28 protein-coding genes and 1 tRNA gene are annotated in these 26,939 nt (G+C 45.8%); 9 read left to right on the forward strand and 20 right to left on the reverse strand.

Annotation, left to right across the window (positions count from 1 at the left end):
- Positions 1 to 19: 19 nt before the first annotated feature.
- Positions 20 to 613: a lipid-binding SYLF domain-containing protein gene (locus tag QMF28_RS05520; protein ID WP_068323068.1), complete on the forward strand. Its 594-nt coding sequence runs from the start codon at positions 20 to 22 to the stop codon at positions 611 to 613.
- Positions 614 to 625: 12 nt separating this feature from the next.
- Here the strand turns inward: QMF28_RS05520 and QMF28_RS05525 are convergent, their stop codons facing one another.
- From QMF28_RS05525 to QMF28_RS05550, 6 genes are all read right to left on the reverse strand, one after another.
- Positions 626 to 2,173, reverse strand: coding sequence for a 2-isopropylmalate synthase (locus QMF28_RS05525; RefSeq protein WP_068323071.1), 1,548 nt, complete (start codon positions 2,171 to 2,173; stop codon positions 626 to 628).
- A gap of 225 nt (positions 2,174 to 2,398) precedes the next feature.
- Complete coding sequence (pssA, locus tag QMF28_RS05530; RefSeq protein WP_082786404.1) at positions 2,399 to 3,262, reverse strand: CDP-diacylglycerol--serine O-phosphatidyltransferase; 864 nt, start codon at positions 3,260 to 3,262, stop codon at positions 2,399 to 2,401.
- A gap of 28 nt (positions 3,263 to 3,290) precedes the next feature.
- The gene (locus QMF28_RS05535) at positions 3,291 to 3,938 is read right to left on the reverse strand and encodes a phosphatidylserine decarboxylase (protein WP_068323074.1); all 648 of its coding nucleotides are present in this window, start codon (positions 3,936 to 3,938) and stop codon (positions 3,291 to 3,293) included.
- A 42-nt stretch (positions 3,939 to 3,980) separates the two neighbouring features.
- Positions 3,981 to 4,997: a ketol-acid reductoisomerase gene (gene ilvC, locus QMF28_RS05540; protein ID WP_281741554.1), complete on the reverse strand. Its 1,017-nt coding sequence runs from the start codon at positions 4,995 to 4,997 to the stop codon at positions 3,981 to 3,983.
- 51 nt (positions 4,998 to 5,048) lie between these two features.
- On the reverse strand, positions 5,049 to 5,540 hold the full coding sequence (gene ilvN / locus QMF28_RS05545) for an acetolactate synthase small subunit (protein WP_011902903.1): 492 nt from the start codon (positions 5,538 to 5,540) through the stop codon (positions 5,049 to 5,051).
- Positions 5,540 to 7,327: an acetolactate synthase 3 catalytic subunit gene (locus QMF28_RS05550; RefSeq protein ID WP_281741559.1), complete on the reverse strand. Its 1,788-nt coding sequence runs from the start codon at positions 7,325 to 7,327 to the stop codon at positions 5,540 to 5,542. The genes ilvN and QMF28_RS05550 overlap by 1 nt, the downstream gene beginning before the upstream one ends.
- 193 nt (positions 7,328 to 7,520) lie before the next feature.
- Between QMF28_RS05550 and QMF28_RS05555 the strand changes: the two genes are divergently transcribed.
- From QMF28_RS05555 to QMF28_RS05570, 4 genes are read left to right on the forward strand one after another with little or no spacing between them, the layout of a single operon-like run.
- Positions 7,521 to 8,090: an RNA polymerase sigma factor gene (locus QMF28_RS05555; protein WP_281741561.1), complete on the forward strand. Its 570-nt coding sequence runs from the start codon at positions 7,521 to 7,523 to the stop codon at positions 8,088 to 8,090.
- The gene (locus QMF28_RS05560) at positions 8,087 to 8,545 is read left to right on the forward strand and encodes a DUF3619 family protein (protein ID WP_281741563.1); all 459 of its coding nucleotides are present in this window, start codon (positions 8,087 to 8,089) and stop codon (positions 8,543 to 8,545) included. Before QMF28_RS05555 ends, QMF28_RS05560 begins: the two co-directional genes overlap by 4 nt.
- Positions 8,546 to 8,559: 14 nt before the next feature.
- Positions 8,560 to 9,201 (forward strand): DUF3106 domain-containing protein, encoded by a 642-nt coding sequence (locus QMF28_RS05565; RefSeq protein WP_281741565.1) that lies wholly within the window; start codon positions 8,560 to 8,562, stop codon positions 9,199 to 9,201.
- Between the two features lie 7 nt (positions 9,202 to 9,208).
- Complete coding sequence (locus tag QMF28_RS05570; RefSeq protein ID WP_281741567.1) at positions 9,209 to 9,745, forward strand: RDD family protein; 537 nt, start codon at positions 9,209 to 9,211, stop codon at positions 9,743 to 9,745.
- Positions 9,746 to 9,755: 10 nt separating this feature from the next.
- On the opposite strand, the gene QMF28_RS05575 is transcribed toward QMF28_RS05570, so the two are convergent.
- The 8 genes from QMF28_RS05575 to QMF28_RS05610 all read right to left on the reverse strand — a co-directional run bounded on the left by QMF28_RS05575 (position 9,756) and on the right by QMF28_RS05610 (position 17,715).
- Positions 9,756 to 12,242, reverse strand: coding sequence for an ABC transporter permease (locus QMF28_RS05575; protein ID WP_281741569.1), 2,487 nt, complete (start codon positions 12,240 to 12,242; stop codon positions 9,756 to 9,758).
- Entirely contained in the window at positions 12,239 to 13,024 is a 786-nt protein-coding gene (locus QMF28_RS05580; protein ID WP_281741571.1) for an SDR family oxidoreductase, read from the reverse strand. Before QMF28_RS05580 ends, QMF28_RS05575 begins: the two co-directional genes overlap by 4 nt.
- A 27-nt stretch (positions 13,025 to 13,051) precedes the next feature.
- Positions 13,052 to 14,038 carry a tripartite tricarboxylate transporter substrate binding protein BugE gene (locus tag QMF28_RS05585; RefSeq protein ID WP_281741573.1) on the reverse strand — a complete coding sequence of 329 codons (987 nt, stop codon included), beginning with the start codon at positions 14,036 to 14,038 and terminating at the stop codon, positions 13,052 to 13,054.
- 4 nt (positions 14,039 to 14,042) lie between these two features.
- Positions 14,043 to 14,669: a PqiC family protein gene (locus QMF28_RS05590; protein ID WP_068323096.1), complete on the reverse strand. Its 627-nt coding sequence runs from the start codon at positions 14,667 to 14,669 to the stop codon at positions 14,043 to 14,045.
- On the reverse strand, positions 14,666 to 15,595 hold the full coding sequence (locus tag QMF28_RS05595; RefSeq protein ID WP_281741578.1) for an MlaD family protein: 930 nt from the start codon (positions 15,593 to 15,595) through the stop codon (positions 14,666 to 14,668). Before QMF28_RS05595 ends, QMF28_RS05590 begins: the two co-directional genes overlap by 4 nt.
- A complete protein-coding gene (locus QMF28_RS05600; protein ID WP_281741580.1) occupies positions 15,592 to 16,377 on the reverse strand; it encodes an ABC transporter ATP-binding protein in 786 nt (261 codons plus the stop codon). The genes QMF28_RS05595 and QMF28_RS05600 overlap by 4 nt, the downstream gene beginning before the upstream one ends.
- Complete coding sequence (locus tag QMF28_RS05605) at positions 16,377 to 17,549, reverse strand: ABC transporter permease (RefSeq protein ID WP_281741582.1); 1,173 nt, start codon at positions 17,547 to 17,549, stop codon at positions 16,377 to 16,379. Before QMF28_RS05605 ends, QMF28_RS05600 begins: the two co-directional genes overlap by 1 nt.
- A gap of 89 nt (positions 17,550 to 17,638) precedes the next feature.
- Positions 17,639 to 17,715: transfer RNA gene (locus QMF28_RS05610), tRNA-Arg, on the reverse strand.
- An 18-nt stretch (positions 17,716 to 17,733) separates the two neighbouring features.
- Here QMF28_RS05610 and greB point away from each other — a divergent pair.
- On the forward strand, positions 17,734 to 18,234 hold the full coding sequence (gene greB / locus QMF28_RS05615) for a transcription elongation factor GreB (RefSeq protein WP_068323109.1): 501 nt from the start codon (positions 17,734 to 17,736) through the stop codon (positions 18,232 to 18,234).
- 2 nt (positions 18,235 to 18,236) lie between these two features.
- Here the strand turns inward: greB and QMF28_RS05620 are convergent, their stop codons facing one another.
- From QMF28_RS05620 to QMF28_RS05635, 4 genes are read right to left on the reverse strand one after another with little or no spacing between them, the layout of a single operon-like run.
- Positions 18,237 to 20,624, reverse strand: coding sequence for a RelA/SpoT family protein (locus QMF28_RS05620; RefSeq protein WP_281741583.1), 2,388 nt, complete (start codon positions 20,622 to 20,624; stop codon positions 18,237 to 18,239).
- A 15-nt stretch (positions 20,625 to 20,639) separates the two neighbouring features.
- A complete protein-coding gene (rpoZ, locus tag QMF28_RS05625) occupies positions 20,640 to 20,843 on the reverse strand; it encodes a DNA-directed RNA polymerase subunit omega (RefSeq protein WP_011902918.1) in 204 nt (67 codons plus the stop codon).
- 44 nt (positions 20,844 to 20,887) lie between these two features.
- The gene (gmk, locus tag QMF28_RS05630; protein WP_068323116.1) at positions 20,888 to 21,526 is read right to left on the reverse strand and encodes a guanylate kinase; all 639 of its coding nucleotides are present in this window, start codon (positions 21,524 to 21,526) and stop codon (positions 20,888 to 20,890) included.
- Between the two features lie 19 nt (positions 21,527 to 21,545).
- Positions 21,546 to 22,475 (reverse strand): YicC/YloC family endoribonuclease, encoded by a 930-nt coding sequence (locus tag QMF28_RS05635; protein ID WP_281741590.1) that lies wholly within the window; start codon positions 22,473 to 22,475, stop codon positions 21,546 to 21,548.
- Positions 22,476 to 22,530: 55 nt separating this feature from the next.
- On the opposite strand from QMF28_RS05635, the gene rph reads away from it, so the two are divergent.
- The 3 genes from rph to hemW are packed head-to-tail and all read left to right on the forward strand — an operon-like array spanning position 22,531 to position 25,044.
- Positions 22,531 to 23,271 (forward strand): ribonuclease PH, encoded by a 741-nt coding sequence (gene rph, locus QMF28_RS05640; RefSeq protein ID WP_068323121.1) that lies wholly within the window; start codon positions 22,531 to 22,533, stop codon positions 23,269 to 23,271.
- 8 nt (positions 23,272 to 23,279) lie between these two features.
- Positions 23,280 to 23,870 carry an RdgB/HAM1 family non-canonical purine NTP pyrophosphatase gene (gene rdgB, locus QMF28_RS05645; protein ID WP_281741592.1) on the forward strand — a complete coding sequence of 197 codons (591 nt, stop codon included), beginning with the start codon at positions 23,280 to 23,282 and terminating at the stop codon, positions 23,868 to 23,870.
- 16 nt (positions 23,871 to 23,886) lie between these two features.
- Positions 23,887 to 25,044 carry a radical SAM family heme chaperone HemW gene (hemW, locus tag QMF28_RS05650; protein ID WP_425594884.1) on the forward strand — a complete coding sequence of 386 codons (1,158 nt, stop codon included), beginning with the start codon at positions 23,887 to 23,889 and terminating at the stop codon, positions 25,042 to 25,044.
- Between the two features lie 28 nt (positions 25,045 to 25,072).
- On the opposite strand, the gene QMF28_RS05655 is transcribed toward hemW, so the two are convergent.
- The gene (locus QMF28_RS05655; protein ID WP_281741595.1) at positions 25,073 to 25,870 is read right to left on the reverse strand and encodes an enoyl-CoA hydratase/isomerase family protein; all 798 of its coding nucleotides are present in this window, start codon (positions 25,868 to 25,870) and stop codon (positions 25,073 to 25,075) included.
- A 5-nt stretch (positions 25,871 to 25,875) separates the two neighbouring features.
- Positions 25,876 to 26,865 (reverse strand): Bug family tripartite tricarboxylate transporter substrate binding protein, encoded by a 990-nt coding sequence (locus QMF28_RS05660; RefSeq protein WP_281741596.1) that lies wholly within the window; start codon positions 26,863 to 26,865, stop codon positions 25,876 to 25,878.
- Between the last annotated feature and the right edge of the window lie 74 nt (positions 26,866 to 26,939).

Below are 26,939 nucleotides of genomic sequence, written 5' to 3' on the forward strand. Positions count from 1 at the left end.
AAATCAACAACTTACAAATATGCCTTCCTTTTATCAAGCTATCAGCACCCTTTTTTTCTTAGCTTTTGGCCTAAACACCCCTGTTTTTGCCCAATTTTCAAACCCTTTTGCCGCAGACAAGACGGTTGCCCAGCAACGCCAAGATATTTTGGTTAAAAACCAAGTCATACTGAAGCAACTTTATGCAGCACAGCCTAAAGCAAAAGATTTGATCGAAAAATCTGCTGGCTATGCGACTTTTAGCAATTTTGGTATGAAGATATTGATAGCCGGCGGTGGTACGGGTAGCGGCGTTGTATTGGGTAAAGATAAAAAGCCTGTGTATATGAATATGGCCGAGGTTCAAGCCGGTCTAGGAATTGGAATTAAATCCTTTCAGAACATATTTGTTTTTCAAACTGATGCAGCAATGAATGATTTTGTGAATTCAGGCTGGACTTTTGGTGGGCAAGTTACTGCAGCAGCGAAGTATGAAAAAGATGGTGACGCCTATCAAGATGCAACAGTTGTTGCTCCAGGGGTCTTGATGTACCAACTGACGGACTCAGGCCTTGCCGCTGAAATCACCGGCAAAGGCACCAAGTACTATAAAAATACTGACTTAAATAAATAGACGTGATGACGCTTAAGGCGTCATCTGCGCATTGAGCTTGGCCTGACTCGGGTCATGTAACTTGTTCAAGGCTGACAAGTAGGCCTTCGCAGAGGCTGCAATGATGTCCGGATCAGTACCCACACCATTCACAATACGGCCACCTTTTGCTAAACGCACGGTCACTTCGCCTTGCGATTGCGTTCCTGAAGTAATCGCATTAACCGAATAAAGCAACTGTTCTGCTCCACTCTTAGCAATGCCTTCAATAGCATTCAAGCTAGCATCAACTGGACCGTTACCTTCTGCTTCTGAACTAATCTCTTTGTCACCCATACGGAAAGTCACACGTGACTTAGGTCGCTCACCAGTTTCAGAATGCTGGCTTAAGGAGATAAATTTGTAATGCTCGCCCTCTTCTGCTGCAGCTGAATCGGACATGATGGCAATAATATCTTCATCAAAAATCTCAGACTTCTGATCTGCCAAAGCCTTAAAACGAGTAAACGCTTCATTCAAATCAGCCTCAGCCTCAACCGCAATTCCCAATTCTTGCAAGCGTTGCTTGAAGGCATTGCGACCTGATAACTTGCCCAAAACGATCTTGTTTGCTGACCAACCCACATCTTCTGCGCGCATGATTTCATAGGTGTCACGGTTTTTCAAAATACCGTCCTGATGAATCCCTGATGTGTGTGCAAAGGCATTAGCCCCAACCACTGCTTTGTTAGGTTGAACTACAAAACCCGTAATTTGAGAAACCAACTTTGATGCTGGCACGATTTGGGTAGCATCAATACCGCAAACCATATCAAAGTAATCCTTGCGGGTACGCAATGACATCACAATTTCTTCTAATGCAGTATTGCCTGCGCGTTCGCCCAATCCGTTAATCGTGCACTCGATTTGACGAGCTCCGCCGATCTTTACGCCAGCCAAAGAGTTCGCAACAGCCATACCCAAGTCATTATGGCAATGCACTGACCACACTGCTTTATCTGAGTTTGGCACTCGTGTGCGCAAGGTCTTAATAAACTCACCATACAACTCAGGGGTTGCGTAACCAACCGTATCTGGAATATTAATGGTGGATGCACCTTCATTAATTACGGCCTCAACGACTCTGCATAAGAAGTCCATCTCTGAGCGATAACCATCTTCTGCTGAGAACTCAATATCAGCAGCCAAGTTACGCGCAAAACGAATGGAACGCTTAGCTTGCTCCAAAACCTCCTCTGGGGACATGCGCAACTTCACAGCCATGTGCAATGGGCTCGTTGCCAAGAATGCATGAATGCGCTTAGCATTAGCTGCTTGCAAGGCATCAGCAGCACGGGTAATGTCCTTGTCATTGGCTCTAGCGAGTGAGCAAACAATCGAATCTTTGACGGCAGCTGCTACAGCAGAAATAGCCTGGAAGTCACCTTCAGAGCTAGCAGCAAAACCTGCCTCGATTACATCAACTTTGAGGCGCTCTAATTGACGGGCAATCCGCACTTTTTCGTCTTTAGTCATTGAAGCGCCTGGTGACTGCTCGCCATCACGTAAGGTGGTATCAAAAATGATTACTTTGTCGCTCATTACTACTCTCCGGTTTTAAATACTGCTGAACTCATTAATTCAATCTTATAAAACAAAAACCCCAGCAATTTGCTGGGGCTGGTATGTGGTGGCTAATGAATTTCTTTTATCTCATTAACTCAGGCCTTACCCGCCCCAAGCTTTAGGCTTAGTGCTAGCAGAAGAAGGCTAGATAAAAGTGGGAAATTCATAGTCATAGAATTACTATACCCCAAAATTATGGAATTAGCTAAAACGCTTTCCACTGAGTCGTTCCCAGGCCCAAATGACGTAGCCGGATATGGAATAGACCACAAACAAGCCAAATAGAGTCAACGGCGGATTCGATGAGATCAAAACAAAAGTGAGGATCATCAAAACCATCACACCAAAAGGTACACGGTAGCGAACATCTAGGGCCTTGCCACTATAAAAACGGGCATTAGAAACCATAGTGAGGCCGGCATAAACAGCGATAAAGAAGGTTACCCAGGGAATCGCCGTATCTCGTACCGGAATCTTGTTGTCATCAGCCAACCAAATGAAGCCAGCCATTAAGGCACCAGCTGCTGGACTTGGTAAGCCTTGGAAAAATTTCTTATCCACTACGCCTGTATTCACATTAAAGCGGGCTAAGCGCAAAGCTGCGCCAGCACAGTAAGTAAATGCAGCCAACCAACCCCATTTACCCAAATCTTTTAAGGCCCATTCGTAAGCGACTAATGCAGGTGCAACGCCAAAGGAGACCATATCGGCTAGTGAATCGTACTGCTCGCCAAACGCGCTCTGAGTGTTAGTCATGCGCGCTACACGACCATCCATTCCATCCAAGACTAGGGATGCAAAGATAGCAATAGCAGCCATTTCAAACTGATGGTTCATCGCATTAACAATGGCGAAGAAACCGCAAAACAAAGCGGCGGTAGTAAATGCGTTTGGTAGAAGATAAATGCCCTTGCTGCGTAAGCGAGGCTTTTGAGGATGCAACTCCTCTACTTCGTAATCAATCTCATCGCCCAACTCCTCTGCCCACTGTTGATCAGAAGTAGCAGTATTTCTATTGGAGAGACGACTCCGGTCTATGCGACCACGACGGCGAAATGTTGTCAAAAAATATCCTAGTGAATAATATTTCGAATCAATCTAAGCTTGGCAAACGGGCCAAAGCTGTATTTGTTGCAAATACTTTATCACCAACACTCACCAATGGTTCGGCGCTTAGTGGTAAATACACATCTACGCGCGAACCAAAGCGAATAAATCCATAACGCTCGCCCGCCTTGAGGCGGTCACCAACATGGATATAGCAAAGAATGCGGCGGGCTATCAAACCAGCAACCTGAACCAAAGTCACGATTTGTCCATTGGCATCAATCACAACGGCATTACGCTCATTCTCTGTTGATGCTTTATCTAAATCTGCGTTTACAAACTTACCAGGGAAATACTGGATCTCTTTCACCAAGCCATTGACTGCGCTACGGTTAGAGTGAACATTAAATACATTCATGAATACACTAATTTTGAGCGCTTCACGACCAGCATAAGGATCATTGGTTTTCTCAACGACCACAATACGACCATCAGCCGGAGATAAAACTAAATCACGACCCATCGCAGGAATGCGTTGCGGATCGCGGAAGAACTGCAGAACAAAGATAAAGATGATCCAAAGCGGCCAAGACCAAGCAATGCCACCGAGATAGTGGACAAGTAAGGTCACTGCCCCCACTAACGCTAAATACGGCCAACCTTCTTTCGCAATAATGGGGTGTGGATACATCATCTTTGTTCTGAGCCTTTTTATTTACTTCAATTGGTTGGTTGCTTAGTTTTTAGTCTGGTCAACCAACTTGTTCTTAGCAATCCAAGGCATCATAGCGCGTAATTTAGCGCCCACTACTTCGATGTCATGTTCTGCATTCAAACGACGACGAGAAATCAAAGTAGGTGCACCCGCTTTGTTTTCCAGGATGAAGCTCTTAGCGTATTCGCCAGTTTGAATATCTTTCAAGCACTGACGCATTGCATTCTTAGTATCTTCAGTAACTACGCGTGGGCCAGTTACATACTCACCATACTCAGCATTGTTAGAAATTGAGTAGTTCATGTTGGCGATACCACCTTCGTAGATCAAATCAACGATTAACTTGAGCTCATGTAAGCACTCGAAGTAAGCCATCTCAGGAGCGTAACCAGCCTCAACCAAAGTTTCAAAACCAGCTTTGATCAACTCAACTGCGCCACCACATAGAACAGCCTGCTCACCAAATAAGTCAGTTTCAGTTTCTTCACGGAAGTTTGTTTCGATGATGCCAGCACGACCACCACCGTTTGCAGTTGCGTATGACAAAGCAACATCACGTGCGGAACCAGACTTGTCTTGGTACACAGCGATCAAATGAGGTACGCCGCCACCTTGTGCGTAAGTACCGCGTACTGTGTGGCCAGGAGCCTTAGGAGCGATCATGATCACGTCCAAATCAGCACGTGGCTGAACTTGACCGTAGTGAACGTTAAAGCCGTGAGCAAAAGCAAGAGCTGCGCCCTGCTTGATATTGCCGTGAACTTCTTTGTTGTAAACATCAGCGATTTGCTCATCAGGCAAGAGCATCATTACTACGTCTGCATCTTTAACAGCTTCGGCAACTTCTTTTACTGTCAAGCCAGCATTCGCCGCCTTGCTCCAGGAAGCGCCATCTTTACGCAAACCAACAGTAACGTTAACGCCAGAATCTTTGAGGTTCAATGCGTGCGCGTGACCTTGTGAACCATAACCAATGATGGTGACTTTCTTGCCCTTAATGAGGGACAAATCAGCGTCTTTATCGTAAAAAACTTTCATGCTCTTTCCTTGTATTGAAAATGTAATTAATGCAGTAATTAGTTAAAAAAATTAAACCTTGAGGATGCGCTCTCCGCGACCAATTCCAGAACCACCCGAGCGGACAGTTTCCAAAATCGATGCGCGATCGATCGAATCAATAAAGGCATCCAGCTTGGCACCATCGCCAGTCAACTCGATGGTGTAACTCTTGTCAGTCACATCAATGATGCGACCGCGGAAGATATCGGTAGTGCGTTTGAGCTCTTCACGCTCTTTTCCTACAGCACGAACTTTGATCATCATGAGCTCGCGCTCAATATGAGGACCTTCACTCAAATCAAATACCTTAACGACTTCAACCAAACGGTTTAAGTGTTTAGTGATTTGCTCAATGACATCATCGGAACCAAAGGTAACAATTGTCATGCGAGATAAGGACGGATCTTCGGTCGGTGCAACACTTAATGTATCAATGTTGTAACCACGAGCAGAAAAAAGACCTACTACGCGCGATAAGGCACCAGGCTCGTTCTCAATCAGTACAGAAATAATATGACGCATTAGAGATCCTCACTACCCAAAAGCATTTCAGTAATACCCTTACCCGCTTGAACCATAGGCCAAACGTTTTCTTCTGGGTCAGTCTGGAAGTCCATGAATACAGTGCGATCCTTTAAGCGAATCGCTTCTTTAAGTGCGCCCTCAACATCGGATTTCTTTTCAATACGCATACCAACGTGACCATAGGCTTCAGCCAACTTCACAAAGTCAGGCAAGGAGTCCATATATGAGCTCGAATAGCGCTTGTTATATGTGAGCTCTTGCCACTGGCGAACCATACCTAGGTAACGGTTATTCAAGGACACAATCTTCACAGGAGTGTCGTACTGCTTACAAGTCGATAACTCTTGAATGCACATCTGAATGGAGCCCTCACCAGTAATGGTGAACACATCTTTTTCAGGGAATGCTTTTTTGATGCCCATGGCGTATGGCAAGCCAACACCCATGGTGCCAAGACCACCAGAATTAATCCAACGACGTGGCTTATCAAACTTATAGAACTGAGCAGCCCACATTTGATGCTGACCTACGTCGGAGCAAATAAATGCATCACCACCCGTGAGTTCCCACAATTTCTGCACAACGTACTGTGGCTTCACAATTTGAGAAGCTTCGTCGTACTTCAAGCAATCTTTTTTTCGCCACTCATTAATCTGATCCCACCAGGCGGCAACCTTATCGCCATTCTTACGTGGGCCAGCTGCCTTGATTTGAGCAGTCATCTCAACCAAAACTTCTTTGAGGTTGCCAACGATAGGAACATCTACCTTCACGCGCTTAGAGATCACAGAAGGATCGATATCAATGTGAATGATTTTTCTTGGGTGACTTGCAAAGTGTGCAGTGTTACCGATCACGCGATCATCAAAACGCGCGCCAATCGCAATCAACACATCACTGTGCTGCATAGCCATATTGGCTTCGTACGTTCCATGCATGCCGAGCATGCCCACAAATTGTGGACTTGTTCCAGGAAATCCACCCAAGCCCATCAAGGTATTGGTAACTGGATAACCCAAAAGATCGGCGAACTCTTTTAACTCAGGAGCAGCGTCTGACAGAATCACGCCACCACCGGTGTAGATATATGGACGCTCAGCTTCTTGTAATAAAGCAACCGCTTTACGAATCTGGCCGCTATGACCCTTAATAACAGGGTTGTAAGAGCGCATCTCCAGTGTTTCTGGATAAACGAACGGGCCTTTTGCAGCTGACACATCTTTAGGAATATCGATCAATACAGGACCTGGACGACCAGTTTGCGCGATATGAAAGGCCTTCTTCAAAACTAGCGGAAGATCTTTAACGTCTTTCACAAGGAAGTTGTGCTTCACAACTGGGCGCGTAATACCAACAGTGTCAGCCTCTTGGAAAGCATCTTCACCGATAGCATGAGTCGGAACGTTACCGCTGATGATCACCATGGGGATCGAATCAGTGTATGCGGTTGCAATACCAGTAACCGCGTTGGTAACACCAGGGCCTGAGGTAACTAGTGCTACCCCAACCTTACCGGTTGCACGAGCATAGCCATCAGCCGCATGAACAGCTGCCTGCTCATGACGAACAAGAATATGTTCAAACTTGTCCTGCTTAAAAATTTCGTCATAGATAAAGAGAACGGAGCCGCCTGGGTAACCCCAAACGAATTCAACACCCTCTTTGTGCAATGCATGAACGAGCATCTCTGCGCCAATCATTTCTGGAGGCACTGCATCATTGTTTGTATTTGTTGAGTCTTTGTTAGCTTTGCTAGCTAAAAATTCGGCGCTGCTTGTATTCATCTTCTTTCGTCCTTTGCAATTTTCGGCAAAAAATTGATTGGTCTGTTCTGTCTCTTGCTTATGGCCTGAGTTCGAACGGCGCTGCTACCGGAAAAAACCACTTCTTGAATGAGATTCTAGGTAGTAAGCCCTATATTCTATAGCAATCCCCTAAAATGGCTGAATTCTTACAGATTCAGGTCTAATCCATTTCATGGCATCAGCCCAAGAACTATCTGACTTTCTCAGCAGTGTTGAGCAGCGCGCCTTTAAGCAGGCGGTATACGCTGTGCGTGACGACGACGCAGCATTGGATATTGTGCAGGATGCCATGATCAAACTGGCTGAAAAATATGGTGATAGGCCGGCAGCAGAGTTGCCCCTAGTTTTCACCAGAATTTTGCAAAATCGAATTCATGACTGTTTTAGAAGGCAAAAAGTCAGAAATACCTGGGTCACCCTTTTTTCCAATATGGGTAAAAAGGCTGATGAAAGCGATGATTTTGACCCCTTAGAATCCCTTTCTGCCCCTGATGACAGTGAAATTCACCAAGATGGGGCTCAAAAGCTTGAAAAAAGTCAGCTTTTACAGGCTTTGGAGTCAGAAATATCTAAATTGCCTGTACGTCAACGAGAAGCCTTCCTGATGCGTTATTGGGATGAGCTAAGCATTACTGAGACGGCACTAGCAATGAGTTGTAGCGAAGGTAGCGTCAAAACCCACTGTTCTAGAGCCACCCAAACATTAGCTAAAGCATTGAAATTAAAAGGAATTACGCTGTGAAACACTTAGATGACCAACTAACCCAGACCCAAGCAGACCAATTTGGTCAGGCTAGCGCTGCCCTGCTCCGTCAAGGTGCTCACACCATTCCTCAGAACATTAAAGATCGCCTATACGCAGCTCGTATGAAGGCGCTATCCGTCAAAAAACCTGAAAAAGTTCGCATTCAAAAGCAAGTTTTGGCTGGATCTGGCCGCAACTGGACATCTAGATCAAACAGCACTTGGGATACCTTGGGCTGGATTGCTCCGCTTGTGGTCTTGGTATTTGGCTTGATTGGTATTGCCCAGTGGCAAGATGATTCACGCATCAATGACATTGCTGAAGTAGATGCGGCGCTATTGTCTGATGACGTACCACCAGATGCTTATGCTGATAGCGGATTTATGGCCTTTCTTAAAAATGGCCCTCTATCTGAGTCAGATAGCCCATCAGACACGATTCAAAGCAAATAATTCCGACTCATTCGATGTCATTAAAAACTAGAACGCAAAAGACTTGTGGACTAGCGATTTGCGCTTTAATGTGCGCGCTGATCGTTAGTCCGGCAATTGCACAGTTACCACCAAGCACATCAAACGGTAAGGTAGCAAACATTCCCGAGAAAAAACCTGATGGGACATGGGAAGGCTTAAAGCCAGCTCAACAAAAAATACTTGCACCACTTGAAAGCGATTGGGATTACATGTTGCCCGATAGCCGCAAGAAATGGATTCAAGTCGCCAATATTTATCCAAAGATGAGCGTTCAGGATCAAGAGCGCCTTCAATCTCGTATGACCAGCTGGTCGAACCTCTCTCAAAAAGAGCGTCGCCTAGCACGTGAAAACTATCTCGCTAGCCTCAAATTCCCTGCGGAGAAAAAAGCTGAGGCCTGGACTGCTTACCAAAAACTCAGTGATGAGCAAAAAAAGAAGCTAGCGGAATCTGAAGCAAAGAAAAAGCCAACTGCTGCTAATGCACCAACATTGCAACAGCACCCAATATCTCCAAAAGCAGCTCTACCGCCCGCTGTTATAGCTCCAAGCGCACCAGCGCCTTCAGAGGGCTCAGGATCTGCCGCAGAGAGCAGCTCACCCGCTAGCTCATCAAGCAATTCACCAAATAATTAAGCAGTCTATGACGCCTGCTGAACTAAACGCATTACCCTCCCCTCAATTTTGGCGTCGCGTTTCATGCTGCCTCTATGAGCAACTTGTATTGCTGGGGGTAATAGCATTTACGTTTTTGGTTCCAAATCTTGGCTTAGGAATTCTCTTCGGCATTTCATTGCCAAGTTGGCTTACCTTTTTGTATCTATATGCCGTCTTAGGTATTTATTTTGTGTGGTATTGGACCAAGTCTGGCCAGACGCTTGCCATGCAAACATGGCGTGTTCGTATCATCGGCGCAGGTGGGCACACCCTCACTAAACGACAAGCTTTTTGGCGCTATGTCTATGGCTCTCTATGGCTTATTCCATGCGTCTTATTGCAATGGGCTTTTCATTTAGAGAAATGGCAAATCATTGAGATGCTCTTTGCGGTAGCGTTATTTATTTGGCCATTGACTACTTACTTAGACCGCCGTAACCATCTATATCGCCAAAGTCTGCCCGATCGCTTTGCAGGAACCCGCTTAGTCGAGCTGCCTAAAAATCTCGTGACACTGAAGTGATAACTACGTCTTACGCCTCACGTAGACATTCAATTGCGGTAGCCTTCTGAATCCTCTTTTGGAAGCGATATCCTGAAGCCAGACAAGCAACAACGCCAAAGGTAACGCCCATGAATAGCGCCTCACCAAACGCATTAAATTGAATTTCCATTACGTAGCGACCCAAAGCCCAGGCGGCAATCCCAGAAGCAAGACCGGCCAATACTCCCGATACCAGCCCAATCATTAACAACTCGATGTTGGCAATATTCGACAATGTAATGCGAGAGGCCCCCAATGCCTTTAAAAGGGCTGCGTTTTTATAACGCTCATCCTGCGTGGCAGCTATAGCCGACATTAAAACCAAAATAGCAGCAACGATAGTAAATGCTAGTAGCAAGCCCAAGACCGATGAAAGCTTATTCAACACCTCTTGAATTTGTTGCAAGGAGGCTGATACATCCACAATCGTTAAGTTGGGATAAGTTTGACTCAGGTGAAAATCTAAGGATTCCTGTTTTGGCGATTGATAGTAAGAAGTAATCCATGACTGCGGCAGTGACTGCAATTGAGCTGCAGGCATGATCACAAAGAAGTTCACTCGCATTGAACCCCAATCTAATTTGCGCAATGAGGTGATTGGAGCGATAATTTTTTCACCTGCCACCTCAAAAGTCAGTTGGTCGCCTATTTTCAGCTTCAAGGTTTTGGCTATACCTGTTTCCATGGAGATCTGCGGCGCATCGCCCTCGATCCACTTACCTCCCAACAGTTGATTGCCTAATGGTAATTGCTCTGAATACGATAAATTAAATTCACGATCTACAAGGCGCCGGGCATTTTCTTCAGCATAACTATTTGGTGTTATATCTTTGCCGTTAATTTCGGTTAATCGACCTCTAATCATTGGATAAAACTGCGGCGCAGACACGCCTGCATTTTGCAAAGACTGCGTAAGCCCCTGCTTTTGATCCTCTTGAACATTGATCATGAAGCGATTAGGTGCATCGCTAGGTATATTGCCTTGCCAAGCACTCAAAAAGTCCGCACGCAACAAAAGAACCAACAGTAAAGCCATGAGCGCTATACCTAAGGCTGTAATTTGGACGATGGCAAGACCCGTTCTTCGACCTTGCGAAAGGATAACAAAACCAAGGGCGAATCGCCTGGTTGGCAAAGAACAAACTAGCCGTAAAAATCCCCAAGAGACAAAAGCAAAGATAGCAATTGCAGCAACAAAACTGAGGCCAGTCCATAAAGCTAATTTCCAATCACGCGCAGCAATCATGATTAAACCAAGCGCGGTAACCAAACCACAAGCAACAGTCCAAAATGTTGAGACATCTACACCATCAAATTCTTTGCGGATCAAACGAATTGGTGAAACCTTCACTAATCTGAAAATAGCTGGGCCCGCAAAGCCAAACAACAAGCTCCAGGCAACTAAAACACTCCAGAGCACTGGCCATATGGATACCTGTGGCAGATCCGACATTACAAGATTACCCAATAACAGCGTTAAGACATTTTGACCAAGATAGCCCAATAGAGACCCCAAAAAGGCTGCAATCAAACCAAGCATTAAAAGCGTTTGACCCTGCCGAATCAGAATTGCTTTTGATTTTGCTCCCAAGCACTTTAGAACTGCACAAGCATCCGCCTGTTTACGCGTGTAACGATGTGCAGATAAAGCAATTGCAACAGCGGCTACCATGGCCGTCAACAACGCAATCAAAGACAGGAATCGATCTGCGCGCTCAAGCGTTTTGCGCATCATGGGTTGAGCATTCTCAAGTGTTTCAATGCGAACACCTTTGAGACCCTCCTTTTCAATATATTGATTTGCCCATGCGCCGTAGGCAGAAATTTGCTGGTCTGAACCCGAAAGTAACAAACGATAAGTTACTCGACTACCTAACCCAATTAATCCTGTTGAACTTAAATCATCCAAGGACATCATGACTCGAGGTGCGAAGTTCATAAAACCTGTGCCACGATCAAGTTCGCGCTCAAGAACGCCAGCAATTACAAAGGTCTTATCACCCAGCCGTATGGAGTCACCCTCTTTGGCAGACAAGCTTGCTAACATCGCCGGATCAACCCAAACGGAACCCTTCTCAGGCCCACTACTTAAAGTCTTACCTTCGGAGCCTGTCTGAACGCGCAATGTACCGCGCAAAGGATATTGAGGGCTTACCGCTTTAAGTGATGCAAGCTTACTGTTAGAACCAGTGGTAGCCATACTTGGGAATACTACCGTCTGCGCTATTTTTAATTCTTTGCTTTGCGCTTCATTTAGAAATGAGCTTGGTAACGGCTGGTCAGAAACAATCAGCAAGTCTGATGCTAAGAGTTGCCTAGCATCGAATGCAAACGCCCTTTGCATTCGGTCTGCCAAGAAACTCACGCTGGAAAGCGCAGTAACAGAAAGTGTTAGCGCAATAAAAAGCCAAGCTAACTCAGTAGAGCGAAAATCGCGCTTCAGACCACTAAAGAAGCGAAAGATCAATTGACTCAAATTGCCTGAATTTGACCGCCATCAACACGCATGACGGTACCAGTAATGAAGGAGGCATTTTGACTGGCTAAGAATGCAGCTGTATCGCCATATTCTTTTGGATCTCCATATCGCCCCATCGGAATTTGACCCAAACTTAGCTTGACTACATCTTCATAGCTTTTGCCTTCGCGATTGGCGCGGGCCTCATCAAGCTGACGCAAGCGATCTGTTGCCACCCTGCCCGGCATGATGATATTGACAGTAATGCCATCGGCAGCAACCTCTGATGCCAAGGTTTTTGACCAAGCCAGCAATGCTGCGCGCAAAGTATTAGAAATAGCTAAGTTTTTAATGGGAGCAATAGCACCTGAAGTCGTGCTGGTAATAATGCGACCCCATTTACGCTGGCGCATGCCTGGCAAAACACGATCCGTAATGGCGATAAGTGATAGCACCATATCGTTAAAGCTTTTTTGCCAAAGCGCCGGGTCTTGACCAGCCGCAGGAGTTGGTGGTGGACCGCCGGTGTTATTAATCAAGATATCAATTGGACCTAGCTCTTTTTCAACTTTTGAGATTAAGCCGTCAATCACTGACGGGTCTGATAAATCCCAATTCAGGGCTAAAGCCTTTCCTCCAGCCGCCTCAATTAACTTGACAGACTCCTGCAAGCCAGCCGCATTGCGACCGGTAACAGCGACTTTGACGCCCTCGCGTGCTAAGGATACAGCCATGGCCTGTCCTAAGCCACGACTAGAAGCCATTACTAAGGCAACCTTACCCTGAATTCCTAAATCCATTTTGTCTCCAAAAGCTAATTTTTATATTTAATCTAACTGCAATTTTTGTTTAGCAACCACTTCTTTATAAACAGTGTACTCAGCCTTAATTTCTTTCGCAAAGGCTTCAGATCCATTCACATTAATGATGGACCCCGTGTCTTCAATGCGCTTTTTCACAGCCGGGTCGGCAACTACTTTTTGTAGCGCTGCATTGTATTTATCTACCACTTCTTTTGGAATGCCAGCGGGGCCTAACAAGCCGTAGTACGCCATGCGATTGACTGGTGCCAAACCAACTTCAGCAAAAGTTGGGACATTAGGCAGTTGAGCCAAACGCTTAGGAGCAGCAACCACAATCGGGACTAGCTTGCCATCTTTAATAAACGGCAATGATGAAGGTAAATTATCAAAAATCATCGAAACTTGTCCGCCAACCGTGTCAGCCAATGCCGGGCCAGCACCACGATAAGGAATGTGCACGATAAACACACCAGTCAAGCTTTTAAATAATTCCGTTTGCAGATGACCAATGCCGCCTGTGCCAGAACTTGAGTAGGAGTACTTACCAGGATTTACCTTTAGTACTTCCATAAAGGTTTTAAAGTCTTTTGCCGGAAAGGATGGATTCACGGCAATAATGTTTGGTGTTGCCGCAATATTGCTAATAGCCGTGAAATCAGTAATTGGGTCGTAGCCAATCTTTGGATTGATAGCCGGGTTAGCAGCTGTCGTAGAAACGGTTGCCATTCCGATGGTGTAACCATCTTTAGGTGCGCGCATAACCTCTAATGCACCAATAGAGCCCCCGCCGCCGGCCTTGTTTTCAACAATGACCGGCTGGCCCAATTGACGGCCAAGAGCATCGCCTACCGCACGAGCGATAATGTCAGTACTGCCACCTGGCGCAAATGGAACCACCAAACGAATTGGCTTGACGGGGAAATTTTGCACCTGAGCGACAACAACAGAGCCCGCTGCCAAAAGAGCAGTCGCGCTAATGAATTTAATAAGATTTAATTTAGTGAATTTCATAAACTTACTGACCTATAGGTTTGGGTAAATTGGCTGCATATTTAGAAAGCTGCACTTCATACTCTTGAAAGATTTCTGCTAAGGCTTGCTGCTGACCTAATACAAGCGCCTCTGGAGTATTGTCTTTAAGAGCTACTCGTTTTGTATAACGATTTGCACCAATCAAGGGATTGGTCTTGCCCGAATTGGTTACAGTTAAGAAAAATTCAACACTCACCACTGCCTCAGGTTTAACGCGGTAATCACCATAAAACTCATTTACCGATAACTGCAACGTGTAATAAGGAAAAAAACTGTTGCTTTGACCAACGGTTGCCGCAAAAATATTCGCCTGGTTAAACCACTTGCGCTCTGCATTTGAGATCATTTCCGAAGGAATGACGGTATACACGTTATAGAAATCTTTTTCATAACGTTGATCGCCCAAGCGATAAATCAAAGACTTTGCATCAAATGGTGGCGCTACCGAGACTGCCCCAATCTTTAACCAAAGGTCAGACCGGGTTTTGAGTGGTGCAGCAGTTCGTTCAGGCGCAATCATCCAACTTGTGGGGGCCACTGGCGCTCGTGTTGGAAGGGAACAAGAAACCATACCCAAGATTGCCGTAAAAAAGAGAATTCGTTTAATCATTTTTGTGCTCCAGAACTGCTTGAACCATTTAGCGGCGGTGTAATTTTGGCCGGCGGCTCACCCCAAATTAAGCTTGATGGTGATTGACTTGCTATGCGACTAAATTCGTTGAGATTCTCGCTGGCCTGCTTCAGATTCTCAATCGTTGCGCTAGTATCACCCTGAATGCTGGTAACAGTTTGACGTAATGCAACCATCGTACCAACTAACTCTCGCATCAAAATGCTGAGCTCATCTTTATCGGTAACTTTTGCAATGCGAGCCATGATCACGTTGAGCTGTTTAACAGATTCAATCACGCCTTCATTGCCTTTACCATCACCAGCCATTAATACATTTAAATTACCCAATAAGGCATCGAGCTTCTTTTGGGTGCCATCAATATTCATTTCATTGAGTGCACCAATCAGCTTTTGAATACCAGAGATGATTTCATCTGCCTGATTTGGCAAAGAAGGAATCACGGGATACTCAGGCTTCCATGAAAAAGGGAGTACCAGCGTATCCGATGTGTCGGGGACAAAATCAAACTCAATGTAATTCACCCCCGTAATACCCATCGACTTAACACGTGCCCGTAAATGATTTTTTACAAACTCTCCGATCTGATCTTCATTCACCTTATCGCCAAAAATCTGCATTCTGACAACAACGTATTGGCGACGGTCATGAAAAGGCAAATCTCTTTCATACATGTCGCCAGAGAGTCCAATCATGGTTACTTGACCAATCTTGACGCCCCTAAAGCGCACGGATGCACCCGCGTCCAAGCCCGTGACGGACTGTTTGATATAAGTCTCAACATAGAACGATTTTTTAAAGATCTGACCAGAACCAAAGATCAAGATTACCGCCAATAGCACCCCAATTGCGGCTAGAACAAATACGCCTAGGCGGAAATAATTCGGATTTGAGTTGTTGCTCATGCTGCGTCCTTGCTCATAATGCGATTAAAGAATTGATGCACTCTAGGGTCCATACTGGTATCTCTTAACACTTTTGGATCACCCTCAGCGATGATGCCTTTAGCTTCCTTATCCAACATGATGACTTTGTCGGCGATTGCGTAAATACTAGCCAACTCATGAGAAACGATTACGAAGGTAATGCCCAAGTTTTTTGATAAGTCTTGGATAGTGCTATCGAGATCTGCTGATGTAATTGGATCAAGGCCTGCTGAAGGTTCATCCAAAAATAAAATTTTGGGATCAAGCGCCATCGCTCTTGCGATCGCTGCGCGTTTTTGCATGCCGCCACTGATTTCACTAGGCATATAACTCTCGTAAGGCAAGAGACCAACCAAATCAAGCTTACAGCGCGCTAAGAGATCCATTTGCGCCTGCGTCAGCTGGGTATATTCCTGCATAAACAAGGTGACGTTATCCAGGAGATTCATAGATCCAAATAACGCGCCCTGCTGATACATCACACCAAAACTAGTCATGATCTTTTGACGCTCTGCACCGATTGCAGTGGTGATATTTTGCCCCTCGATCAGGACATTGCCAGCCAGGGGTTGATACAAGCCGAATAAGTTTTTTAGAAGGCTGGATTTTCCGCAGCCTGAGCCGCCAAGAATCACAAAAATTTCACCATTATTAACAGTGAAATTCAAGTTCTGCATAAGCACCTTAGATCCATAACCTACCGTAAGGTTCTGGACATCAATTGCGTAAGGAGAATTATTCGGAGTAATTGGCGCGTCCATCAGAAGCCTGTTTTATAGGAGATGAAGGCAAAAATACCGTCAACAATGACGATCATCACAATACTACTAACTACTGCACGAGTTGCGGAGATACCAACAGCGGCTGCACCAGTGCCAGTTTGCATACCGCGCAAACAGCCCATTGCTGAAACAACGACACCAAACAGAGTTGCTTTTAATAGGCCAGAAAGAATATCTTCTACGTCTACAGCAGAAAGCATGCCGTTATAAAAATTCACAAACGGAATACCGTAAATCAACATCGTCAACATCGAAGAAAAAATACTGACGATATCAGCGAACAAAGTCAAAATTGGAGCCACGAGGATGCCAGCTAAAACGCGTGGCACTACTAAAAAACGAATAGGACTTAAGCCACCTGAAACTAAAGCGTCTACCTCACTATTGACTGTCATCGTGCCAATCTCGGCAGCAAAGGCTGCCGAAGATCGACCCGCTAACAAAATAGCGGTAATTAATGGGCCCATTTCTCGCACAATCCCCAGAGCGGCCAAGGGACCAACAAACGAGACTGCACCAAACTGCTGCATACCAATAGCAGCCTGGAATGACAAAATCACACCGATCAAAAAGGCCACCAAGCCAACGATTGGGAGTGCTGCAATACCTGCTTCGACTGCGGCATTAATAAAATCACCCCAACGGACTTGCTTTGGATTTCGAACCGACCACACTAAATCAGAAAAAAGATGCCCCGTAAAAGTAATCAAACCTACTGTGTCATCTATTAAATTTTGAACTGCCATTCCCGTGCTAACTACAAAACTTCTCTTAGGCTTTACTGCTGGCACTGGAAATAAATTACTGATTGGATCAAACTCTTTTAGAAGAGGTTGATAGCGAGGATCTAAACCTGATAACTCATACTTAGCGCCAGCATTTATCTGCGCCTCTTCAATAGCAATTAAAAAAGCAATGCCAGCACCATCCAAGGAACCCACTGTTGCAGAATCGACAGTGAGTGTTTTGGCTTTGACGTCGCCCTGCTTTAACCACGCATCTTGAGCATCGCGAATCTGGGTCCAAACTCCACCCAAGGAATAGACGTTCACAATCCCGCTGAGCGACACCTTCGCAGAATTGGCTTCTATTTGCGACCAAACAGCAACTGGGGCCTCAGAAACGTCAGAAATGGTGTCAGAAATGCTCATAACCCAACTATAAGGGATACAGGTTTAAGTTATATAAAACGCTGAAAAATGAAAAGGGCCCAGTTTTGCAACTAGGCCCTCATATAAGTTGGTGCGGCTGGCAGGAATTGAACCCACGACCCCTTGGTTCGTAGCCAAGTACTCTATCCAGCTGAGCTACAGCCGCAACAGCCATAATTATGCCATGGAAGAGAAGAACTACATCACCCCCGCTGGTCACGAACGCATCAAGACCGAGCTCCTAAAGCTCTTAAACCTTGATAGACCGGAGGTTGTCAAGGTTGTGCACTGGGCTGCCAGCAATGGTGACAGGTCTGAAAATGGGGACTATATCTATGGAAAAAAGCGTCTCAGAGAGATAGATAGGCGAATTCGATTCCTCAATAAGCGCCTTGAATTTGCCGTAGTTGTAGACAATTTAGCCCGAAAATCCGGTGAAAATGACGCCGACCAGGTCTTCTTTGGGGCAACTGTCACCTATTCCGCCCTAGAGGGGCCCCAAGCAGGCAAACAGACGGTTATTACGATTGTTGGGGTAGACGAGGTTGATTTAGATAAGGGACATGTGAGCTGGGTATCGCCAATAGCCAAAGCACTCATCAAATCCCGAATCGGGGATTGCGTTTTTATTCAAACGCCAACTGGACCTACTGAAATTGAAATCCTAGACGTTCAGTATCTTTAGAGCTATAAAGCGCGGGTACGAGTGACACGCATAACATCAGGATTAGCACGCAAGCTACGCATCACTTTAGAGAGATGCAGGCGATCGTAAACTTGGATCGTAAAGCGGATTGTCACGGAGTCCTCCTTGAAGCGATCCTCCATCGAAACATTCATGATGTTTGAATCAGCAGCAGTCACACTGCTAGCAACTCTTGCTAATACGCCCTTGCCTTGGCGAGTATCAATTGCTAGGTCTAACTCAAACTCACGATTGAGCTCTTTACCCCACTCCACCTCAACCCATTTGTCACTATCCTTGGAAAGCATGCGCAAAGCGACCGGACAATCGTTGGTATGAACTTGAAGGCCTTCGCCTTTACCGAGATAGCCGATGATGTTATCGCCTGGAATTGGGTGGCAGCAACCCTGGAAATGAATTGAATTACCCTCGCGACCATCCACCAGAATCGCCTGTCGTTGATGATGGTTAATTTCTTGATTTGGTGCAACCCAATCAGAAGCGCCTAAGCGCATCTGCTCGGAACCACCTTCGTCATCAATCAAAATCTTCAGACGAATTGCCAACTCTTGTGGAGATCGCCTACCTAGAGCAATGTTGACACAAGCCTCTTCCCTGGTTTTGTCACCAGTCCAGTGAGTCAGCTTTTCCCAGATCTCTGGGCTAAGCAAGGCAGCATCTACGCCCTGCTGGCGCAATGCATTTGCTAACAAGCGTTCCCCAAGCTGCAGTGACTCGGAATAATGTTTTGTCTTTAATGAATGGCGGATGGAAGCTCGGGCTTTGCCGGTGCGAACAAAAGCAAGCCATCCCGGGTTGGGCTGTGAGCTTGCAGAAGTGATGACCTCAACAATGTCACTATTTTTTAACTCACTACGCAGTGGTAATTGCAAGCCATTGATCTTGACGGCCACGCAAGTATTACCGAGATCGCTATGAATGGAGTACGCAAAATCAAGCGCGGTAGCACCCCTTGGAAGAGCCCTAATCTGTCCAGTTGGCGTAAATACATATACCGCATCCGGGAATAAATCGATTTTGACGTGCTCTAAAAATTCTTGTGAGTCGCCGCTACTATCTTGAATATCAATCAAAGACTGCAGCCATTGATGAGCACGGTTCTGCACCTCACTCATATCAGGCGAACCATCTTTATAGGCCCAATGAGCAGCTACGCCAGCTTCGGCAACTGCATGCATATCAGTCGTGCGAATTTGAAACTCTACTGGCACACCTGATGGACCCAATAAGGTGGTGTGCAAAGATTGATAGCCATTTAATTTTGGTATGGCAATGTAATCCTTAAACTTCCCAGGCATTGGCTTATACAAGGAATGCAAAATGCCCAGTGCGCGATAGCATTCATCAATGGAATGGACTGTTACACGGAAAGCATACACATCCAATACTTGTGAAAAACTTAAATGCTTAGAACGCATCTTGTTATAGATGCTAAAGAGTGTCTTTTCACGGCCACGAAGATCAACTTCTAGATTTGCTTTGGCAAATGCCATGCGAGAAGCCTGCAAAATCTTCTCGACCATTTCCTTGCGATTGCCACGCGCCCGCTTGACCGCTCCTTCAATCACCCTAAAACGCATTGGCATTGAATAACGGAAGCTCAGATCCTGTAGATCGCGGTAAATGACGTTCAAACCAAGACGGTGGGCAATGGGTGCGTAGATTTCGATTGTTTCAGCGGCTACACGGCGACGCTTCTCCATCGGTACCGCATCGAGAGTACGCATATTGTGCGTGCGGTCAGCCAGTTTTACTAAGATGACACGAACATCGCGCGCCATGGCCATGAACATTTTGCGAAAGCTTTCCGCTTGCGCCTCTGCATGACTCTGAAACTCTAATTTATCGAGCTTGGTTAAGCCTTCAACCAGCTCGGCTACTTTGTTGCCAAATTTTTCTACTAAATCCGCTTTAGTGCAGCCAGTATCTTCAATCACATCATGCATTAACGCTGCCATGATTGAGGGAGCATCTAAGCGCCAGGTTGCGCAGAGCTCTGCTACGGCAACTGGGTGGGTGATATATGGTTCGCCACTATGACGATATTGACCTAAATGCGCAGCATCAGAAAACTGAAATGCTTTCTTAATTTGCGCGATCTCTTCAGGCTTGAGATAAGAGAGCTTCGATAACAATCCCTCAATTGAAACTACCTGATGTTTGAGAGGAAGATTGGGCGCTGAGGTAGGCCCAAACAAATGACGACTCGATTGCGCCAACAAACTCGCAATGACCGATTTCCTACCACTTTGGGGTGAGTTGGAATCTATATCCAACAATTGCGCTTGCGCTGAGTCAAGCGAAGCGTCTTTAGGCAAGCCGCTTCCTACTTTTTCCGATGTTTTAACTATTCCTAAAGGGAGCTCCACACCGGAACTCCTTAATTACAGAGGTACTTTGGTCAACATGTCACGGTCGGTTACACCAGCAGCTACTTCGCGCAATGCAACTACAGTAGCTTTATCTCTGGACTCAACACGTGGGGAGTGACCTTGCACCAATTGGCGTGCACGATAGGTGGCAGCCAAAACCAATTCAAATCGGTTTGGAATCGTTTTAAGGCAATCTTCTACAGTAATACGGGCCATGCTGGACTCACTTAATTTAGCTTCAATACCTATAGGATAACTGATTAGACCCCGAGACGCTTCAAAAGCGCTGGATTTCTGGCCATACTGGGCCCGGAGCGCAGACGGCTGGAAGCCAAAATATGCTTCAAATCTACCAAAGCCTGATCAAAGGAATCGTTCACAACGATGTAATCCGCCTCATGGGCGTGCGTGAGCTCGATATGGGCAGCCGCTAAACGGCGCTCAATGGTTGCCTCATCATCCTGACCACGCTTACGCAAGCGCTCTTCCAGTGCCTCAATAGATGGTGGAAAAATGAAGATCCACTGAACTGATGGAATTAACTTGCGAATCTGCTGGGCACCCTGCCAATCGATCTCCAGCATGACATCGCTACCTGCTTGCATTTGAGACTCAATCCACGGTTTTGATGTGCCATAAAAATGACCATGTACTTCCGCCCACTCTAAAAAATGACCTTGATCGCGCTCTTGCAGAAAATCTTCTTTACCCAAAAAACGATAGTCTTTACCATCTACTTCACCAGGTCTTGGTGCACGAGTGGTGGTTGATAAAGATAATTTCAATCCCTGATCATCTTTTAATAAAGCATTAACCAATGAAGACTTGCCCGCACCAGAAGGCGCAACAATCATCAACATACTGCCTTGATAGGATGGGGTCGTAGTAGAGTTAGTCATGAATTAATTACTCAGAGGTTTACTCAAGATTTTGAACTTGCTCACGCATTTGCTCGATAAACAATTTAAGCTCTAGCGCTGCTTGTGTGCATTCTTCTGAGACAGACTTGGAACTCAAGGTGTTGGCTTCGCGATTAAGCTCTTGCATCAAAAAATCTAAACGCTTACCGACCGGACCTTTGCCTGCAAGTGCTGTATCTACAGCCTGCAGATGGGTTTTTAAACGCGCAAACTCCTCGGCAACGTCGATACGAACAGCGTACAGAACAACCTCTTGGCGGATGCGCTCCATGAGCTCAGCACCAGCTTTGGCCTGTTCTTGTGCCGCCAGAGCTTCTGATAGTCGCTCAGTTAACTTTTCTTGATATTGCGCTACATATTCAGGAACTTTAGGCTCTATTACCTTAACGATGTCGCGCATCTTGCCAGTAATGCTGGTAAGAACGCCAACTAAAGCTTTTCCTTCAGCATGTCGACTTTCCATGAGTGCTGCTAGAGCTGCTCGCCCAGCTTCAACGGCGGCAGTAATCCAACTATCTTCTTCACCGCGAGGCTCAGAGACAACGCCAGGCCAACGCAATACCTCAGCAATGCTCAGCTCTTGCGCCTTTGGAAAAGCGTCTTGGGCTTTTTCTTGCAAGGTATATAAGGCATCAAGGCGATCTTTATTGATAGCACCTAGAGCGTGGGGATTGGATTTGGCTGAATTAGCCGCACCTGAATTGACTCGCCATGCAGCCCGGAACTCGACCTTGCCACGAGAGAGGTTTTGGGTGGCTATTTCTCGTAAGGCAGGCTCAGCCCCACGGCATTCGTCCGGAAGACGAAATCCAAGATCCAGAAAGCGGCTATTTACAGCCCGACATTCCACCTGCAGATCAGCAACTACACCAGCTCCCAGGGAAACTTGGCGAGAAGCGCTGCCATAACCAGTCATGCTCGATATCATATGGACATTGTAGATTCATTATTGATCCAGACCAAAACAACAGGACCCCATTTCCATGAGCACTGCCAATCCAGCCAATATTGCACGTCCGAGCGGCCGTCAGCCAAAAGACTTGCGCCCAGTAACTATCTCCAGAGCCTTTACAAAGCATGCCGAAGGATCGGTATTGATTGCTTTTGGGGACACCAAGGTCCTTTGCACTGCGAGCATCCTAGAAAAGGTGCCACCCCACAAAAAGGGTTCTGGCGAAGGCTGGGTAACTGCCGAATACGGCATGCTCCCCCGCTCCACTCATACCCGCAGCGATCGTGAGGCTGCCCGCGGCAAACAATCTGGTCGCACCCAAGAAATTCAGCGCCTGATTGGTCGCGCAATGCGTAGCGTTTTTGATTTGAAAGTTTTGGGCGAAAGAACTATTCATCTGGATTGCGATGTATTGCAAGCTGACGGTGGCACACGCACAGCCTCTATTACGGGCGCCTACGTCGCCGCAAGAGATGCAGTTAACCAACTTCTAAAAAGTGGTGCACTCACCAAGGATCCAATCATTGATAGCGTAGCTGCCATTTCTGTTGGCATCTATCAAGGCACTCCTGTGCTTGATTTAGATTATCCAGAAGACTCTTCTTGCGATACTGACATGAATGTCGTCATGACAGGTAAAGGCGGCATGATTGAAGTACAAGGCACCGCAGAAGGCGCTGCTTTTTCCAGAAATGAACTCAATGCACTCCTGGATCTTGCTGAACAAGGTATTCGCGAGCTTACTCAAATGCAAATCGATGCATTGAAATAAAGATCGCAATGCAAAAGCTAGTTCTCGCTTCCAATAATGCTGGCAAGGTAAAGGAATTTCAGGCGCTTTTAGCTCCCCTGAATTTTCAGGTTATTCCCCAAGGTGAATTAGGTATTCCTTCTGCCGAAGAACCTCACTGCACTTTTGTAGAAAATGCATTAGCCAAAGCACGTCACGCTAGCGCTGTATCTGGTCTGCCTGCCTTAGCTGATGACTCCGGTATTTGCGCTCATGCTTTAAATGGCAAGCCTGGTGTTTTATCAGCCCGCTTTGCAGGTGAGCAAGGCGATGATGCAGCGAACAATCAAAAACTAATTCAAGAATTAAAAGATCAAGTTGATCGAGGTGCGCATTATGTTTGCGCCCTTGTCTTTGTCAATAGCGCAGATGATCCTGAGCCCCTCATTGTCCAGACTCGCTGGTACGGGCAAATTGTTGACCAAGCATCCGGTAACAATGGCTTTGGGTACGATCCTCATTTCTTTTTGAAGAATCAAAACTGTACAGCTGCTGAGCTAGACCCCGTCCAAAAGAATCTAATAAGTCATCGCGGTCAAGCTCTACGCGAACTGATTACACAACTCAAAGCTCGTGCTTAATTCCAATCTTAATAAAGTGAGTCTGAGTGCATTGCCACCATTGGCTTTGTATATCCACTTTCCTTGGTGCGAAAAGAAATGTCCTTATTGCGATTTCAATTCGCATCAAATTAAAGAAGGTAAAGCGGGTTTTGATGAGGCTCGCTATATCAATGCACTAATTGCTGACTTAGAAACGGAGCTACCTAACACTTGGGGACGACAAGTTCACAGTATTTTTATTGGTGGCGGCACACCGAGCCTACTCTCTGCAGAAGGCATGGATCAATTGCTTTGCGCTATACGTGCCAGAGTGAACCTAGAGCCGGATGCTGAGATCACGATGGAGGCTAATCCCGGATCGGTCGAAGCAGAAAAATTTGCCGGTTTCGCCAAGGCCGGCATCAATCGGGTTTCCTTGGGTATTCAGAGCTTTCAGGATGAGCAGCTTAAAGCTTTAGGTCGCATTCACAATGGCGAAGAAGCGAAGCGAGCAATTGAGATCGCTTTAAAACACTTTAAATCCGTGAATCTAGATTTAATGTACGGATTACCCAAGCAAACTCTTGAAGCAGCAAAGGCGGATATAGAAACTGCTCTGTCATTCAAGACGCCCCATTTGTCTTTCTATAACCTCACCCTAGAACCTAATACCTACTTTGCTAGCTTTCCACCAAACCTTCCTAGTGAAGACGAAATAGATGCGATCTATGAGCAGAATTTAGATTTACTCACTAAGGCAGGCTATCAACGTTACGAAGTCTCTGCATACGCCCAGAAGAATCAAGAGTGCAAACACAATCTGAACTACTGGCGTTTTGGTGATTACATTGGAATCGGAGCAGGAGCGCATGGCAAAGTTTCCTACCCAGATCGAATTACGCGGCAAGTCCGAGAGCGCCAACCTGAGGCCTACATGACTGCGATGGAGTCGAAAGGTAATGCGCTCATTGAAAACCGTGAGATAGCAGTCAAAGATATTCCCTTTGAATTTATGCTCAACACACTAAGGTTGACCGATGGGGTTGATACCAGTACTTTTAGCGAACGTACGGGCTTGCCTTTAAGCGTTATTAGCAAAGGCTTAGATGAGGCAAGTAAAAAAGGATTGTTAGATGAAAATCCTAGCAGACTAAAAGCAACTGAACTAGGCATCCGCTACCTCAATAATCTGCAAGAAATGTTTTTGGATTGATTGAGATTAAGTCTGGAGCTCTAGATTCCTACTTACCAATCCAAGTTGGTGGCTCACCTTTTAAAAATGCAGCAACGCCATTCTTAAAGTCAGTGCTGCCATAAGTTTCGCTAATGAGATCATTGCAATCTGGCAGATTATTTTTAATAAGTCTTGCAAGAACAAGCTTGCTCGATTTTTGTGTAATGGGCGCTAATTTGCTGAGGCGCTCTGCAAGCATATAAGCCTCTTTACCCAAGTTCTCCTGTTCATGAATGGCTAGAACATAGCCTTGCTTTACCAACTCTTCAGCAGAAATCATTTCCGCTAACAGCAACATCCGTTTCACAATATTGATACCTAGATGTGCCACGAGCCAAGCGATATTGCCCGCTGATAAACAATTACCAAGGGTTTTAGCTATGGGTACGCCAAATTTGGCTCCCGGTGAAGAAAGTCGAAAATCGCAACAGCTAGCAATAGCCAGACCACCACCTACTGCCATGCCGTCAATCACAGCAATGGTTGGGATTGGCAAAGTAGCAAGAGGGGCAAGATAACTATCGATACCCTCTTCATAGCGTACGCCATCATTACCGCTCTTAAATCCAGCAAACTGCGCGATATCACTGCCAGAGACAAAGGACTTACCTCCAGCACCACGAAAGATAGCCACTCGGACCTTTGGGTTACTGGCTAGATCTTCACATATAGACTTCAAAGATTGATACATAGTGACGGTCATCGCATTGCGCGCCGCCACATGATCAAAGGTAACGTGAGCAATGTTGTCGCGTATCTCTAATGCCACTTGCGCAACATTACCCCCTTTACCGGACTCACTCATGCAAACTATTCAGCTTTGATGTTTAAGCTCTTCACAAGACGCTGATATTTAGCAAGCTCACCAGCCAAGAACAAACTAAATGCTGCAGGTGTCGCAGGGCCTTCTGGCTGCAATCCTTGGGCATCCAATGTCTTTTTGATTTCTGGATCATTCATAGCAGCTTTAACTGCTTGATCGATCTTATTAACAACGGCTGGGTCCATCGCTTTTGGTCCCATCACGGAGTACCAATTAGTAACATCAAAACCAACAATACCTACTTCTGCAAATGTTGGCACATTAGGCAAGAGTGATAAGCGTTTTGGAGTTGAAATTGCCAATGCTTTTAAATTGCCTTGACGAATTTGCTGCAAGTTTGGTGGCAAAGTATCAAAGTTCATCGTGATTTGACCGCCAAGCAAGTCAACAATCGCCTGACCACTGCCTTTGTAAGGGACATGGTTCATCTGGATACCAGCAATCTTAGAGAACAAAGCACCAGCCAAATGCTGAGTACTGCCAATCCCTGATGATCCGTAGGTCATCTGACCTGGATTTTGCTTGGCAAGGGAAATCAATTGCGCTACTGAATTTACTGGCAATGAAGATTTCACAACCAATACGTTTGGCACATAGCCCAAATAGGTAATCGGCGTGAAATCCGTTGCTGGGTTATACGGTACATTTGTTAATACAAATGGAGAAATCGCATTCGAATTAGAGTGCCCCATCAGTATGGTGTAGCCGTCAGGATTAGACTTGGCAACCAAATCCGCACCAATCGTACCGGCAGCTCCAGATTTATTTTCAATAATGACGCTTTGACCCAAGATTTCACCCATCTTCGGTGCAATTGCGCGCGCAACAATGTCAGTGCCGCCACCAGGCGCGAAACCCACAATCAGGCGAATTGGTTTTGATGGGTAGGCCTGCTGACCCACCGCAAAAAATGAACTTGTGGCTAGCGTGATTGCGAGCAAGCTACGCATAGCCCATTTAGGCGTTTTAACCAACATAAAGTCTCCAAAATATTTTTAATTGTGTTTGTTAATATTGCAGGGTAATTCTAAACATATAAAAACAATTGAGA

Origin of the sequence: Polynucleobacter yangtzensis (assembly GCF_027924165.1) — a bacterium.
GTDB classification, from domain to species: domain Bacteria; phylum Pseudomonadota; class Gammaproteobacteria; order Burkholderiales; family Burkholderiaceae; genus Polynucleobacter; species Polynucleobacter yangtzensis.

Bases quoted from the DNA above. Each gene is read 5' to 3' on its own strand.
- QMF28_RS05520 (WP_068323068.1), top strand. From the start codon at position 20: ATGCCTTCCTTTTATCAAGCTATCAGCACCCTTTTTTTCTTAGCTTTT.
- QMF28_RS05525 (WP_068323071.1), bottom strand. From the start codon at position 2,173: ATGAGCGACAAAGTAATCATTTTTGATACCACCTTACGTGATGGCGAG.
- QMF28_RS05535 (WP_068323074.1), bottom strand. From the start codon at position 3,938: ATGATGTATCCACACCCCATTATTGCGAAAGAAGGTTGGCCGTATTTA.
- ilvC (WP_281741554.1), bottom strand. From the start codon at position 4,997: ATGAAAGTTTTTTACGATAAAGACGCTGATTTGTCCCTCATTAAGGGC.
- ilvN (WP_011902903.1), bottom strand. From the start codon at position 5,540: ATGCGTCATATTATTTCTGTACTGATTGAGAACGAGCCTGGTGCCTTA.
- QMF28_RS05550 (WP_281741559.1), bottom strand. From the start codon at position 7,327: ATGAATACAAGCAGCGCCGAATTTTTAGCTAGCAAAGCTAACAAAGAC.
- QMF28_RS05555 (WP_281741561.1), top strand. From the start codon at position 7,521: ATGGCATCAGCCCAAGAACTATCTGACTTTCTCAGCAGTGTTGAGCAG.
- QMF28_RS05565 (WP_281741565.1), top strand. From the start codon at position 8,560: ATGTCATTAAAAACTAGAACGCAAAAGACTTGTGGACTAGCGATTTGC.
- QMF28_RS05570 (WP_281741567.1), top strand. From the start codon at position 9,209: ATGACGCCTGCTGAACTAAACGCATTACCCTCCCCTCAATTTTGGCGT.
- QMF28_RS05580 (WP_281741571.1), bottom strand. From the start codon at position 13,024: ATGGATTTAGGAATTCAGGGTAAGGTTGCCTTAGTAATGGCTTCTAGT.
- QMF28_RS05585 (WP_281741573.1), bottom strand. From the start codon at position 14,038: ATGAAATTCACTAAATTAAATCTTATTAAATTCATTAGCGCGACTGCT.
- QMF28_RS05590 (WP_068323096.1), bottom strand. From the start codon at position 14,669: ATGATTAAACGAATTCTCTTTTTTACGGCAATCTTGGGTATGGTTTCT.
- QMF28_RS05595 (WP_281741578.1), bottom strand. From the start codon at position 15,595: ATGAGCAACAACTCAAATCCGAATTATTTCCGCCTAGGCGTATTTGTT.
- QMF28_RS05600 (WP_281741580.1), bottom strand. From the start codon at position 16,377: ATGGACGCGCCAATTACTCCGAATAATTCTCCTTACGCAATTGATGTC.
- QMF28_RS05605 (WP_281741582.1), bottom strand. From the start codon at position 17,549: ATGAGCATTTCTGACACCATTTCTGACGTTTCTGAGGCCCCAGTTGCT.
- greB (WP_068323109.1), top strand. From the start codon at position 17,734: ATGGAAGAGAAGAACTACATCACCCCCGCTGGTCACGAACGCATCAAG.
- rpoZ (WP_011902918.1), bottom strand. From the start codon at position 20,843: ATGGCCCGTATTACTGTAGAAGATTGCCTTAAAACGATTCCAAACCGA.
- gmk (WP_068323116.1), bottom strand. From the start codon at position 21,526: ATGACTAACTCTACTACGACCCCATCCTATCAAGGCAGTATGTTGATG.
- QMF28_RS05635 (WP_281741590.1), bottom strand. From the start codon at position 22,475: ATGATATCGAGCATGACTGGTTATGGCAGCGCTTCTCGCCAAGTTTCC.
- rph (WP_068323121.1), top strand. From the start codon at position 22,531: ATGAGCACTGCCAATCCAGCCAATATTGCACGTCCGAGCGGCCGTCAG.
- rdgB (WP_281741592.1), top strand. From the start codon at position 23,280: ATGCAAAAGCTAGTTCTCGCTTCCAATAATGCTGGCAAGGTAAAGGAA.
- QMF28_RS05655 (WP_281741595.1), bottom strand. From the start codon at position 25,870: ATGAGTGAGTCCGGTAAAGGGGGTAATGTTGCGCAAGTGGCATTAGAG.
- QMF28_RS05660 (WP_281741596.1), bottom strand. From the start codon at position 26,865: ATGTTGGTTAAAACGCCTAAATGGGCTATGCGTAGCTTGCTCGCAATC.